Origin of the sequence: Rhodococcus rhodochrous (assembly GCF_900187265.1) — a bacterium.
GTDB lineage: Bacteria > Actinomycetota > Actinomycetes > Mycobacteriales > Mycobacteriaceae > Rhodococcus > Rhodococcus rhodochrous.
On record NZ_LT906450.1, the window covers coordinates 5,222,231 to 5,235,731 of the forward strand.

The 13,501-nt window shown below is 67.8% G+C and carries 13 protein-coding genes and 1 pseudogene; 10 read left to right on the top strand and 4 right to left on the bottom strand.

The window, feature by feature from the left end; translation table 11 throughout:
* Positions 1-2 precede the first annotated feature (2 nt).
* From gvpO to CKW34_RS23990, 5 genes and pseudogenes are all read left to right on the top strand, one after another.
* Positions 3-299: a gas vesicle protein GvpO gene (gvpO, locus tag CKW34_RS23970; protein ID WP_059381900.1), complete on the top strand. Its 297-nt coding sequence runs from the start codon at positions 3-5 to the stop codon at positions 297-299.
* Positions 296-697, top strand: a complete 402-nt coding sequence (gene gvpJ, locus CKW34_RS23975) for a gas vesicle protein GvpJ (RefSeq protein WP_059381901.1) — start codon at positions 296-298, stop codon at positions 695-697. The genes gvpO and gvpJ overlap by 4 nt, the downstream gene beginning before the upstream one ends.
* Positions 690-1,477 (top strand): annotated as a pseudogene (locus CKW34_RS23980) (GvpL/GvpF family gas vesicle protein). The gene gvpJ and the pseudogene CKW34_RS23980 overlap by 8 nt, the downstream one beginning before the upstream one ends.
* Positions 1,474-1,701 (top strand): gas vesicle protein, encoded by a 228-nt coding sequence (locus CKW34_RS23985; RefSeq protein WP_059381902.1) that lies wholly within the window; start codon positions 1,474-1,476, stop codon positions 1,699-1,701. Before CKW34_RS23980 ends, CKW34_RS23985 begins: the two are co-directional and overlap by 4 nt.
* Entirely contained in the window at positions 1,698-1,991 is a 294-nt protein-coding gene (locus CKW34_RS23990; RefSeq protein WP_059381903.1) for a gas vesicle protein K, read from the top strand. The genes CKW34_RS23985 and CKW34_RS23990 overlap by 4 nt, the downstream gene beginning before the upstream one ends.
* Before the next feature lie 10 nt (positions 1,992-2,001).
* Here the strand turns inward: CKW34_RS23990 and CKW34_RS23995 are convergent, their stop codons facing one another.
* Positions 2,002-3,138 carry an acyl-CoA dehydrogenase family protein gene (locus CKW34_RS23995; protein WP_059381904.1) on the bottom strand — a complete coding sequence of 379 codons (1,137 nt, stop codon included), beginning with the start codon at positions 3,136-3,138 and terminating at the stop codon, positions 2,002-2,004.
* A gap of 10 nt (positions 3,139-3,148) precedes the next feature.
* Positions 3,149-4,318: an acyl-CoA dehydrogenase family protein gene (locus tag CKW34_RS24000; protein ID WP_059381905.1), complete on the bottom strand. Its 1,170-nt coding sequence runs from the start codon at positions 4,316-4,318 to the stop codon at positions 3,149-3,151.
* A 102-nt stretch (positions 4,319-4,420) separates the two neighbouring features.
* Between CKW34_RS24000 and CKW34_RS24005 the strand changes: the two genes are divergently transcribed.
* From CKW34_RS24005 to CKW34_RS24020, 4 genes are all read left to right on the top strand, one after another.
* Entirely contained in the window at positions 4,421-5,047 is a 627-nt protein-coding gene (locus CKW34_RS24005) for a TetR/AcrR family transcriptional regulator (protein ID WP_059381906.1), read from the top strand.
* Positions 5,048-5,057: 10 nt separating this feature from the next.
* Positions 5,058-5,852: an LLM class F420-dependent oxidoreductase gene (locus tag CKW34_RS24010; RefSeq protein WP_059381980.1), complete on the top strand. Its 795-nt coding sequence runs from the start codon at positions 5,058-5,060 to the stop codon at positions 5,850-5,852.
* Positions 5,853-5,881: 29 nt separating this feature from the next.
* Positions 5,882-7,108 carry an alpha/beta fold hydrolase gene (locus CKW34_RS24015; protein WP_059381907.1) on the top strand — a complete coding sequence of 409 codons (1,227 nt, stop codon included), beginning with the start codon at positions 5,882-5,884 and terminating at the stop codon, positions 7,106-7,108.
* A gap of 128 nt (positions 7,109-7,236) precedes the next feature.
* Positions 7,237-9,315: a PhoX family protein gene (locus tag CKW34_RS24020; RefSeq protein WP_059381981.1), complete on the top strand. Its 2,079-nt coding sequence runs from the start codon at positions 7,237-7,239 to the stop codon at positions 9,313-9,315.
* Between the two features lie 49 nt (positions 9,316-9,364).
* Here CKW34_RS24020 and ggh read toward each other — a convergent pair whose 3' ends face one another.
* Positions 9,365-10,702 (bottom strand): glucosylglycerate hydrolase, encoded by a 1,338-nt coding sequence (gene ggh, locus CKW34_RS24025; protein ID WP_059381908.1) that lies wholly within the window; start codon positions 10,700-10,702, stop codon positions 9,365-9,367.
* 119 nt (positions 10,703-10,821) lie between these two features.
* Entirely contained in the window at positions 10,822-11,991 is a 1,170-nt protein-coding gene (locus CKW34_RS24030; protein WP_059381909.1) for an LLM class flavin-dependent oxidoreductase, read from the bottom strand.
* 166 nt (positions 11,992-12,157) lie between these two features.
* Between CKW34_RS24030 and CKW34_RS24035 the strand changes: the two genes are divergently transcribed.
* Positions 12,158-13,474, top strand: coding sequence for an MFS transporter (locus tag CKW34_RS24035; RefSeq protein WP_059381910.1), 1,317 nt, complete (start codon positions 12,158-12,160; stop codon positions 13,472-13,474).
* The last annotated feature ends 27 nt before the right edge of the window (positions 13,475-13,501 follow it).

Here is a 13,501-nt window from a genome sequence, read left to right on the forward strand (position 1 = left end):
CCGTGGCGCAGGACACCGGCCCGCCCGCGATCTCGGCGGCCGAGGCCGCATCGGCGGCCCTCACACATCTGAAGGAACTGACCTCGAAGGAGGCTCAGGGGGTGACCTCCGTCGAACCCACCGAGGACGGTTGGGTCGTCGAGGTGGAGGTCGTGGAGGACAGGCGGATCCCGTCGTCGGCCGACATGCTTGCGCTCTACGAGGTGGAGATCGATCTGGACGGAAATCTGCTCGCGTACAGGAGGACCCGGCGTTACGGACGCGGTAGCAGCGATATCGGTGCGAGGACCGGATCATGACGGTGATCGGGGGCGGTGGAGGCGGCACGTCGTCGCCGCAGCCCTACGGGGGCGGGGGCCGGTCGACCAATCTCGGCGACATCCTCGAGCGTGTCCTCGACAAGGGATTGGTCATCGCCGGCGACATCCAGGTGAATCTGCTCGACATCGAACTGCTCACGATCAAGCTCCGTCTCGTCATCGCGTCGCTCGAGACCGCCAAGGCCGTCGGGATCGACTGGTGGGAGAGCGATCCGTGGTTGACGAGCAAGGCCCGGGCACCCGAGGTCGATTCGAGCCGCGCGGAACTCGAGTTGGAGAACCGGCGTCTGCGCGAGCGGTTGGCCGCACTCGAGGCCCGAGCGGAGGAGTTGGAGCCGGAACCGGCGGAGATCGTGGACGAGGAGGACCGTGACTGACACGACCGGGATCTGGATGTACGCCGTGACCGACGGGACGCTCGTCGGCCACGAGACCGAGGGCACCTCCGGTGTCGCCGGCGAGCAGGTCCGCACCGTGCAGGAGGGCGGGCTGACCGCCGTCGTCGGAACGGTGCCCCTGGACGATTTCGGCGAGGCTGCACTGGCACGCAATCTCGAGGATCTGGACTGGTTGGAGAGAGTGGCCCGCGCCCATGATTCGGTAGTCGCCGGAGTGGCACGTCACGTCTCCGTGGTACCCCTGCGACTCGCGACCGTCTGTCTCGACGACGAACGGGTCCGTGCCCTGCTCACCGAGCACCGGGAGCAGTTCTCGTCGGCGCTCGCCCTCGTGACGGGTCGTACCGAATGGGGGTCAAGGCGTTCGCCGATCGCAAGGCACTGACCGCCGCTGTCGCCGAAGCGCAGACGGAGGGGGCGGGTTCCGGCACGGGCACGGCCTATCTGTTGCGCCGCCGCGCACAACTGGCGGCGCAGGAGAGCGTCGAACGCGACGCAGCCGCACGTGCCGCCGAGATCCACGAGCGGCTGCTGCGGGTGTCGGCCGCGGGTCGCCGGGGTGCACCGACCGATCCGGCACTGAGCGGCAGCCACGAGTGGATGCTGCTCAACGGGACGTATCTCGTCGACGACGACAGGACGGACGAATTCCGTTCCGAGGTCGAGGAACTCGCGTCCATGTATACGGGCATCAGGCTCGAGACGAGCGGCCCGTGGCCGCCCTACTCGTTCGCCGGAGCAGAACGGATCTCGCCGTGAGATACGCCGACGGATCAGTGGACGAGGAGCGGCGGATCGCTCTGATCGATCTGCTGGACCGGGTGCTGTCCGGTGGTGTGGTCATCACCGGCGACATCACGTTGTCGATCGCGGAGATCGATCTGGTGCGGATCTCGTTGCGCGCGTTGATCTCGTCGATCAGTACCCTGTCGCTGCCCGGGGTCGACGTCCCCGTTCCCCGTGGGGCCCGGGAGGATTCGTGAGCGAACCGGTGAACTTCCCGTCGCGTATCGACGCCGATCCCGAATCCGTGGAGCGGGGTCTGGTGACGCTGGTGCTCACGCTCGTCGAACTGCTCCGGCAACTGATGGAGCGTCAGGCCCTGCACCGCATGGATGCAGGGGATCTCAGCGACGAGCAGATCGAACGTCTCGGCACGACACTGATGCTGCTCGAGCAGCGCATGGCCGAGCTGCGCGACCATTTCGGGCTCACCCCCGAGGATCTCAACATCGATCTCGGTCCGCTGGGGACACTGCTGCCCCGGGAGTGAGCCCGATCGGTCACATTCCGGCGATCTCCACGAGCTCGTAGTCCTTCACACCACCGGCGAGCACCCGCAGGTGATCGTCCATGGTGCCGAGGGTGTGCTCGATCGCGGTCAGGCGGCTCAGGTAGTGGCCGATGGAGTGCTCGGCCGTGACCCCGATGCCGCCGTGCATCTGCACGGACTCCTGGCCGATCTTCCGAGCGGACCGGCCGACCTGCAGCTTGGCGCGCGACGCGATGGTCGGGTCGACGATGCCGTCGGAGAGGGCCATGGTCGCGTACAGGCTCATGCTCGACGCCAACTCGTACAGCACGTACATGTCGGCCGCACGGTGGGTGAGCGCCTGGAACATCGACAGCGGCACACCGAACTGCTTGCGCTGCTTGAGGTAGCTCGTCGTCAGCTGCACCGAGGAGTCGAGGGCACCGACCGCCTCGGCACACAGTGCCGCCTGCGCATGCACCTGCGCAGCAGTGATGGCTGCGGACGCGTCGGCCGCCTCACCGAGCGGAGTGGCCGCGACGTCGTCGAGCACGAGCTGCGCGCCGCGACGCTCGTCGTGGGTGCGGTACGGAGTGCGGGCCAGACCGTCGGCCGATGCGTCGACGACGAACAGTCCGACGCCACCCTCCGGGAGCTTCGCCGAGACGATGAAGGTGTCGGCGCAATCACCGTGCAGCACAGGGTTCTTGCGACCGGAGACGGTCCAGGAGTCGCCGTCGCGCGCCGCGGTGGTGGCCACCTCGGTGTGCGGCCAGCGGCTGCCCGGCTCGTCGTGCGCGAACGCGAGGAGCACGGTGCCCTCGGACAGTCGCGGCAGGATGTCGGAGCGCTGCGCGTCGGTGCCGACGTCGGCGACGAGCCGGCCGGGCAGGTAGACGCAGTCGAGCACGGGCTCGGGTGCGAGGGCGCGGCCGATCTCGGTCATGACGGCCATGACCTCCACCGGTCCGGCTCCCATGCCGCCGTGCTCCTCCGCGAAGGGCAGGCCGAGGACGCCGAGTTCGGCGAGCTGCTTCCACACGTCGCGGTTCCAGCCCAGGTCACCTTCGGCCACCCGGTTGCGCGACTCGACGTCGTACGCACCCGAGAGGAGGTCGCGGACGGTCGCGCGGAGCATGTCCTGTTCGGTGTCGAGTTCGAAATTCATGTCCGGGGCCTCACAGTCCGAGAATCGAGGAAGCGATGATCGAACGCTGAACCTCGTTCGACCCGCCGTAGATGGTGACCTTGCGGTTGTTGAGGTAGGTCGGCATCGTCAGCCGCGCCCAGTCGGGCGAGTCGATGTCGGCCTCGCCGGCGGGCAGCGAATCGGGGCCGGCGATGTCGACGAGCAGTTCGGTCGCGGCCTGCTGGAGCTCGGAGCCGCGCATCTTGAGCAGCGACGATGCCGGGTTGGGCTTGCCGTCGGCCGAGCCGGCGACGACGCGCAGCTGGGTGAGCTCGAGAGCGAGCAGCTCGTTCTCGAGTTCGGCCAGGCGTGCCGCGAAGATCGGGTCGTCGAGCAGCGAGCCGCTGCCGTAGCGGGTCTCGGCCGCGAGGGACTTCGCCCGCGCGAGCTTGACCTTGGTGGCGCCGACCCGGGCGATGCCGGTGCGCTCGTTGCCGAGCAGGAACTTCGCCTGCGTCCAGCCGGTGTTCTCCTCGCCGACGAGGTTCTCGGCGGGAACGCGCACGTCCTCGAAGAAGACCTCGTTGACCTCGTAGCCACCGTCGATCAGCTTGATCGGACGGCGGGTGACGCCCGGGGTGTCCATCGGGAAGAGCAGCATCGAGATGCCGGCCTGCTTCTTCGCGTTCGGATCGGTGCGGACGAGGCAGAAGATCCAGTCGGCGTGCTGCGCGAGCGTCGTCCACGTCTTCTGCCCGTTGACGATGTAGTCGTCACCGTCGCGGACGGCGCGGGTCTTGAGGGACGCGAGGTCGGAGCCGGCCTCGGGCTCGGAGAAGCCCTGGCACCACCAGATGTCGAGGTTGGCGGTGGCGGGGAGGAAGCGTTCCTTCATCTCCTGCGAGCCGAACTGCGCGATGACCGGACCGATCATGGATGCGTTGAACGGCAGCGGGTCGGGCACCGAGGCGAGCTGCAACTCGCTGAGCCAGATGTTGCGCTGCATCGGCGTCCAGTCCTGACCGCCCCATTCGACGGGCCAGTTGGGAACGGCGAGGCCGCGCGAATGCAGGATGCGCTGAACGGCGACGTAGTCGTCCTTGCCCAGCGGGGTGCCGGAGGCGGTCTTCGCACGCACTTCGGCAGGGATCTCGGTGGTGAAGAAGGTGCGCAGTTCGTCGCGGAACGCACGCTCCTCCTCGGTGAGCTTCAGGTTCATGGAGGGGCCTTCCAGGGATGCCGGCGCCGTAGCGCTTCTCGCGATTCCAAACTAACCTTACATTGTTAGCTCGTCCAGGCCGGGCCGGAAGGAGGACGACGGATGGCGCGTCCGCGCACGCCGCTGCTCAGCCGTGAACTCATCCGCGACGTCACGCTACGACTCGTCGACGAGCACGGCCTCGACGCCGTATCGATGCGTCGGATCGCCGCCGAACTGGGTGTTCGCGCCCCGTCGCTGTACAGCCACTACGCCACCAAGGAAGAACTGCTCGACGACATCGCCGACGCCATCGGCGAATCGGTCGACGTCAGCGGGTTCGCCGAGAACGACTGGCAGGAAGCGCTCCGACGCTGGGCCCGCACCTACCGCGACGCGCTCGCCGCACACCCGAACATGGTTCCCTTCCTCGCGTCGAGCCCCGGCACCCGGCCCGTCTCCCTCCAGGCGTCCGATGCCATCCATGGCGGCCTCACCCGCGCCGGCTGGCCGCCCCGCTTCGCGACGATGATCGGCGCCTCGATCAAGTACATCGTCATCGGTTCCGCGATCACCTCGTTCGCGGGCGGATTCGACGATCACATCGACACCTACAACGAGCGGTATCCGCATCTGTCGCAGGCGCATCGGCTCCGCGAGTACGCGGCCGAGATCGACGCCGAGAGCTTCGACCTCGTTCTCGAGTCCTTCCTGCGGGAACTCGGGCGACGATACGAGATGTTGCCTTAACGTGGACTCCATGACGCGCCCCATTCGCATCGGACTCCAACTACAGCCCCAGCAGCAACCCGACTACGGCGTCATCCGCGACACCGTGCTCCGCGCCGAGGACGCAGGCGCCGACATCGTGTTCAACTGGGACCACTTCTACCCGCTCTACGGCGACCCCGACGGCGCCCACTTCGAGTGCTGGACGATGCTCGGCGCCTGGGCGGAGCAGACCGAGCGTGTGGAGATCGGCGCACTGGTCACCGGCGGCGGCTACCGCAATCCCGACCTGCTCGCCGATATGGCCCGCACCGTCGACCACATCAGCGGCGGCCGCCTCATCCTCGGCATCGGCTCGGGCTGGTTCGAACGGGACTACGACGAGTACGGCTACGAATTCGGCACCAAGGGTTCCCGCCTCGACCTGCTCGCCGAGTACATGCCCCGCATCGTGAACCGTCTCGGCAAGCTGAACCCGCAGCCCACCCGGCACATACCCATCCTCATCGGTGGCGGCGGCCCGAAGAAGACGCTGCCGATGGTCGCGAAGTACGCCGACATCTGGCACAGTTTCGGCGAGATGGAGACCCACGCCGAGAAGTCCGAGATCCTCGCGCAGCGCTGCGCCGAGGCCGGTCGTCGCCCCGAGGACATCGAGCGGTCCACCTCCTGGCCCGGCGCCGAGGCGGCCCCGTCCTACGTCGAACTGGGGATCACGCAGTTCACGGTGGGTGTCGGCGGTCCCGACTACGACCTCACCGAACTGCGGGAAGCCATCGCGTGGCGCGACGACAACTCCGCACCCCCACTGACGGGCCTGAGCTGAGCACAGCACGTCGGTAGCATCGGTGGTGCATGTCGAACGCACCTTGGCTACCGCCCTGCACCGCCGACGACTGGGACGACGGCCGTCGGCGGCGACGTCTCCGCGACACCCGCACCGGTCATCACTGGGTGCGGTTCGGCCGGCTCCGACGAGCCCTCGCACGGACGGCCGTCGCGGCGCTCCCACTCGTCGCCCTGTTCACGCAGTACTGGGCGTGGGACGTCGCGCCGGTCCGTGAGCGACTCGCCCTCACCCAGCCGCAGATCCATCCGATCCACGACGCGGCGTCGCGGGAAGACCGCGACACGGCGGTCGTCGACCTGGTGGGTCTGGGCAACCTCGACGCGACCGAGACCGCCGCGGCACTGCCCGCACTGAGCGAACTCGGGCAGGTATGGGCGGTCGAGTACGACAACAGCGGTCTCGACACCGCCGTCGTCAGCCGCCTGATCCACGAACGTGCGGCGTGGTCGGGAATCGAGAACGTCGTGCTCACCGGGCACAGCATGGGCGGCATCATCGCCCTCGAGGTCGCCCAGCATCTGTACCAGGACACCGATCTCGAGGTGACCGGCGTGATCCTCGACTGCACGCCGCTCGATCTGCACGCCGTGCGGGCCGACGCGCGCAGCGCCGGTGAGGACCTGTTGCGCTGGATCGGCTGGCTGCCCGGCGCTCGGGAGAGCCGCAGCATGCGGATGCTCGTCGAGGTCGTCGCCCGCATGGACCGTTTCGTGCTCCCCTCGGAGCGGTGGTACCGGCGCATCGACACCGAAGAGTTGCGCGACGTCGCGGTCGAGGTGCTCAACGACAAGATCTTCTCGACCGACGCCGCAAGCAACGGATTGATCGAATCGCAGTTCCGGGCGATCGTCGCATCCGGTGCAATCGACAACCTGCGGGCGCTCGCCGACGAACGCGACGACAAGATCCGTCCCGCCGTGGTGTTCCTCCGGCCACGGAACACACTGTTCGACAACGTCGTCGACGTCGAGTACAGTCACCGGATCCTGATCGACCAGTCCGGCGGTGTCGACGGCACGCTACTGGTGTCGAAGCTCGACCGCACCGGCCACGCCAATCCCATCCAGGCTCCCGCCGAATACAACACGGCGATCACGAACCGGGTGGTGCCGTTCGTCGACGGCAGGCCCGGCGAGGGCGAGGACGAGCAGTCGCGGGACGAGGAGTTCTCCGATCTCGACCGTCCCGGTGTCCGGCCGATCGTGGATCTCGACCGCATCGCCCCGGGCTGACCTCGATCCGTTCTGTGACCGCCGTCTCACGGCAGCCGAATGCTCATCGGGTGTTCACCTTCTCGTTCCGTCCGACTCGCCTGACGCTCCTACGGTTCCGGCGTCGAACCGATTCCGAGGAGATCGTTGTGGCCCGTAGAGTCCTGCCCCTGTTCGTCACGCACGACGGCATATCGTCGCGCTCGAACATCACGTGCAAGTACAAGTGCGGGGACGCCTGTTCGCATGCCGTCCCGAACACCTCCCGCGGTGAATATTTCGGCGACATCGTGCGCGCTGCCGTCTCGCGTCGCGGGGTCCTGCGGGGCGGTGCCTCGGCCGTACTCGCCGTCGGCGCCGGTGGCGTCCTGACGGCCTGTGCTGACGATTCCGCCGCGGCCGCCGGCAGTGACACCGCGGCGGCCGGTGATCTCGGTCCGGTGCCCGACGGCACGAACTTCACGGCGGTCGCACCGAACACCGATGACGCGGTGACGGTTCCGGAGGGATACGAGAACGACGTCGTCATCCGCTGGGGCGATCCGGTACTGCCCGATGCACCGGCCTTCGACATCGGCAACCAGACGGCGACCGCGCAGGAGAAGCAGTTCGGGTTCAACAACGACTTCGCCGGTCTGCTCCCGGTGGACGGCCGACCCGACACCTACCTGCTCGTCGTCAATCACGAATACACCACCGAACCCTTCATGTTCGCCGACTACGACCCGGACGACCCCACCGAGGAACAGGTGCGCATCGGCATCGCCGGCCACGGACTGTCGGTCGTCCAGGTGAAGGGCGAACCCGGGACCGGCCGACTGACACCGGAATTCGGCGAGTACAACCGTCGTATCACCGGAACCACCGAGCTCCTCCTCGCCGGCCCGGCCGCGGGCAGCGACCTGCTGAAGACCACGGCCGACCCGACGGGCACGCGGGTCGCGGGAACGTTCAACAACTGCGCCGGCGGGCTCACCCCGTGGGGCACCGTGCTGTCGGGCGAGGAGAATTTCGACCAGTACTTCGCCAACGCCGAGAGTGTGACCGACCCGGTCGTCGCCGAGCGTCTCGCCCGGTACGGACTCGAGGGCGCGGACACCGAACGGAAGTGGGAACGGTTCGACAACCGATTCGACATCGCCGCGGAACCCAACGAGGTCAACCGGTTCGGATGGATCGTCGAGATCGATCCGTGGGATCCGAACTCGGTGCCCGTCAAGCACACCGCGCTGGGGCGGTTCAAGCACGAAGCGGCCACCGTCCACATCACCGGCGACGGCACCGTCGTGTCCTACAGCGGCGATGACGAACGCTTCGACTACATGTACAAGTTCGTCTCGTCGCGGAAGATGCAGCCCGGGAACTCACGAGCGGCGATGCGGCACAACATGACCCTGCTCGATGCGGGAACACTGTACGTCGCGAAGCTCAGCGGCGACCATCCGGACGAGATCGACGGCTCCGGAAGGCTTCCCGAGGCCGACGAGTTCCGAGGCAGTGGCGAGTGGATCCCGCTGCTGCGCGCGAACGAGGACGGCAGCGCCGAGTCGCTGGTCGACGGCATGAGCGCCGAGGAGGTCGCGGTGTTCACCCGGCTCGCGGGCGACAGGGTGGGCGCGACGAAGATGGATCGTCCCGAGGACTTCGAACCGAATCCGGTGACCGGCAAGGTCTATGTCGCACTCACCAACAACACCAAGCGCGGCGTCGACGGTGCCGCGCCGGCCGACGAGGCGAATCCGCGCGAGAACAACAAGAACGGTCAGGTCCTCGAGATCGACGACGACCACGCGGGTACGTCCTTCACGTGGACGCTGCTGCTCGTGTGCGGGGATCCGAACGAGGCCGACACCTACTTCGGCGGCTTCGACAAGTCGCAGGTCAGCCCGATCTCGTGCCCCGACAACCTGGCCTTCGATTCGTACGGCAACCTGTGGATCTCGACCGACGGCAACGCACTCGGTTCCAACGACGGGCTGTTCAGCGTCGTCCTCGACGGACCGCGCCGCGGTGAGACGAAGCAGTTCCTCACCGTGCCGATCGGTGCCGAGACGTGCGGCCCGATCGTGCAGGACGGGCGGGTCGTGGTGTGCGTGCAGCATCCCGGGGAGACGGACGACGCGTCGTGGGCGTCGCCGGCCTCGCACTGGCCCGACGGAGGTGACTCCCAGCCGCGTCCCGCCGTGGTCGCCGCATGGAAGTCGGACGGCGGACGCATCGGGGTCTGACACCTCGTGCGTGGTTCCGGTGGCGCTCGCTACCGGGACCACGCACGGTTCATCCGAGCCAGTCCAATACCGCTGCGGCGGTCCACGACTGCTGCATACTGCCGAGCGGGTCGCCGGTGAACGGCTCGTAGTACTCGGCGAAGGTGCCGTCACTCGCCTGCCGGAGCCCTTCCGCGCGAAGCACGTTCGCGCGTTCCGCCCAGCCGCGGCGCGCGAACGCCCACGAGAACAGCCACGTCATCACGGGCCACACCGGCCCGCGCCAGTACTCACGGGGACGGAAGTCGCCCGAGACGGGGGAGGTCGACGGCGGTACCGCATAGCGGAGATCCGGGTGCCCGCAGAACTTCGGTCCTTCGAAGGTGCGCAGCAAGGCGCGCTCGGCCTGCCGGTCGAGACCGCCGCACAGCAACGGCGCGAACATCGCGAGGGTGTCGGTGGCGACCCACTTCCCGCTGCGCAGATCGAAATCCTTCGCCGCGCCCGTGCGCGGATCGGTCGTGGCGATCACGCCCTTCCGGAACCGCTCGGACCACGAATACAGCTCACGCACATCCGCATTGGGCCGGGAATGTTCCTCACCGATGGTCGCGAGCACCTCGCACGAGAGCGAGAACACCGCACTGACGAAGACGTCCTCCACGGCGAAGCTCATGGCCTTCGCGAGCACGTCGTCCTCGTAACGCGCCGTCTTCATCTCCTCGAGCAGCCACAGATAGCGCGCGTATTCACGATCGCTGGGCCGCTGGGTGGCGTCGGCGACGTGCTCGAGATCCTCACGATGGAAGGGTGGCACCGGACCGGCGACGACGTTGGCGTACGCCGCATCCCAGCGCGGGGAGTTGTCCATCCCCGACTCCCACCCGTGGTACAGCGCGATGCGGCCGTTACCGTCGAGATCGCGCGCGTGGGCGAGCCAGCGGTGCCAGCGCACCAGATCCGCCCACCGGCGATCCAGGAACTCCTCGGCGACAGCACGTGTCGAACGACCGTGCCGCCGTGAATGCTCGAGGATGCGCTGCACGGCGATGGCGTGCACGGGGGGCTGCGTGATGCCCGAGGTCTGCACCTGGGCCGGTGCGTGCGCGGCCAGTTCGGACACCGCCCAGCGTGCCGGGCCGGGAAAGTAGCCGTCGACACCGTTGGCGAAGACGATGTGCGGGATCATCCCGTTCTTCCACTGCGCCGAGAGCAGGGTGTCGAGTTCGACCACCGCCCGTTCGACGCTCAGCGGCGCGAGCCCCACGGCGACGAACGCCGCATCCCAACTCCACATGTGTGGATAAAGCTTGGGAGCGGCACTCGTCATGGTGCCCAGGTCGTTCCCACGCAACAGGTACGCCGCGCGCGCGGCGAGCTGTGTCGGCGTGAATCCTCGGTCCGGCATGGCCCCATTCTCTGTCCTGCGGACGGATCCGCACGACGAGGGCCGCAGCTGTAACAGCGCCGACACATTTCGTGCCGGCGCTGTGTCGAGCTGTGCTGTATCGAATTGTCAGGGGAGCGTCAGTGAGCCGCGGGCAGGAAGGCCGTCGAACCCGACAGGTCGCCCGAGCGGACGGAGGCCGGCGCGAGCAGGCCGCGACGCTCGAGGATCGGGCGGACGCCCTCACCGAAGCGGTAGGCCTCCTCGAGATGCGGGTAGCCCGACAGCACGAAGTGGTCGAGACCGATCTCGGCGTACTCGGCGATGCGGTCGGCGACCTCCTCGTGGGAACCCACGAGCGCAGTGCCCGCGCCACCGCGGACGAGTCCGACGCCCGCCCACAGGTTGGGCGAGACCTCGAGGCTGCGGGCGTCCTTGCTCGCGGCGTAGGCGCTACCGCCGCCGTGCAACTCGACCATGCGGCGCTGGCCCTCGGAACCGGAGCGGGCCAGGCTCTGCTGGGCCTTCTCGATCGTCGCGGGATCGAGCGCGGAGAGCAGGCGATCGGCCTCGGCCCACGCCTCCTCGGAAGTGTCGCGGCTGATGACGTGCAGGCGGATGCCGTAGTCGAGGGTGCGTCCCTGGATGTCGGCGAGTCCGCGGATCCACGCGATCTTGTCGGCGACGGCGGCCGGCGGCTCACCCCACGTGAGGTAGGTGTCGCAGAACTGCGACGCGACGGTGCCGGCAGCGGGGGAGGACCCGCCGAAGAAGAGCGGCGGCACCGGATCGGGGATGCGCTGGAGCTGGGCGTTCTCGACCTGGATGTACTCGCCCTTGAAGTCGACCGGGCCGTTGCCCGCCCACAGGCGCTTGATCACGTCGAGGTACTCGCCGCAGCGCGCGTAGCGCTGGTTCTTGTCGAGGAAGTCACCGAAGGTTCGCTGTTCATGGTCCTCACCGCCGGTCACGACGTTGAGCAGCAGGCGTCCCTGCGACTGCCACTGGAAGGTCGCGGCCATCTGCGCGGCCAGCGTCGGGCTGATCAGCCCGGGGCGCAGCGCGACGAGGAACTTGAGGGTCTCGGTGGTGTCGATCAGCATCGCCGTCGTCAACCAGGCGTCCTCGCACCACGCGCCGGTGGGGGTGAGGACCGATTCGAAGCCGCTCGACTCCGCGGCGGCGGCGATCTGGTTCAGATACCGCAGCGTCGCCGGACGATCGCCCGACATCGAGCTGCCGTGGCCTCCTGCCATGAGGTTTCGCGAGTCGCCGTAGGTGGGCAGGAACCAGTGCATATGCAGAGACAAGACGAAGTCCTCGAGTCGACGGCAGGCAATCGTGATGTCCAGGAGAACAGCCGTCGAGGGGGCCCGGAAACATTTGCAATCAGCATGATCGGAACCCGTGCGTGAATGTGTCGGACGTGGTTAGCGTCGCCGGGTTGCACGCTGTCCACCACCGGGAATCGAGTCCATGACCACGCTGTCCCAGCCCAGTTCCGCACCCGAGTCCGATCTCGATCGTCGCAGGAGACTACGCACCGTGGTCGCGGCGAGCCTGCTCGGCACCACGGTGGAGTGGTACGACTTCTTCCTCTACGCGACGGCCGCCAGCCTGGTGTTCAACCAGCTGTTCTTCCCCGACCAGAGTTCGTTCGTCGGCACGATGCTGGCCTTCGCGACCTTCGCGGTGGGCTTCGTGGTCCGCCCCATCGGCGGTGTCGTCTTCGGCCACATCGGCGACCGGATCGGACGCAAGAAGACCCTCGCCCTGACGATGTTCATCATGGGCGTCGCCACCGCGCTGATGGGCGTCCTGCCCACCCACGCGCACGTGGGTGTGGTCGCACCGATCCTGCTGCTCCTGCTGCGCATCCTGCAGGGCTTCGCGCTCGGCGGCGAATGGGCCGGGGCCGTGCTGCTCGCCGTCGAGCACAGTCCGGAGAAGAAGCGTGGTCTGTTCGGCAGTATCCCTCAGGTGGGCCTCGCGCTCGGTCTCGCGTTGGGCACCGCGGTGTTCGCAGCGTTGCAGGTGGTCTTCGACGAGCAGCAGTTCCTGTCGTACGGCTGGCGGATCGCGTTCCTGCTCAGCCTCGTCCTCGTCGCCGTCGGTTTCGTCGTGCGCCTGAAGGTCGACGAGACCCCGGCCTTCCGCGAGGTGCAGGAACTCGCGAAGAAGTCGTCCGCGCCGCTCGTGGACGTCTTCCGGCCCGGCGTGCGCCGCAGCACCGTTCTCGGTCTGTTGTCGCGGTGGGGTGAGGGCGCGGCGTTCAACACGTGGGGCGTCTTCGCCATCACCTACGCCACCAAGGACCTCGACTTCGAGAAGGTGCCGGTGCTCCTCGTCGTCACCCTCGCCGCGCTGGTCATGGCCGTGCTGCTCCCGGTCTCGGGCACCCTGGTCGACCGGTTCGGCGCGAAGCAGGTCTACACCGTCGGTATCGCCGCCTACGGCATTGCGGTGTTCCCGACCTTCGCCCTGTTCGGCACGAACAACCTGTTCTGGTTCGCCGTGGCGATGATCCTCGTGTTCGGCGTCGTCCACGCCCTGTTCTACGGCGCGCAGGGAACGCTGTACGCGAGCCTGTACCCGGCGGAGATCCGCTACACGGGCCTGTCGGTCGTCTACCAGTTCTCCGGCATCTACGCGTCGGGCATCACCCCGATGATCCTCACCGCGCTCATCGCCGTGGCCGGCGGTCCGTGGCTCGCCTGCGGCTATCTCGTCCTCACGGCCGTGATCAGCGTCGTTGCGACCACCATGATGCGCAAGGAGGACCTCCACCTCTGATCCGCGGCGAAGGAGGGGCCGGTACTA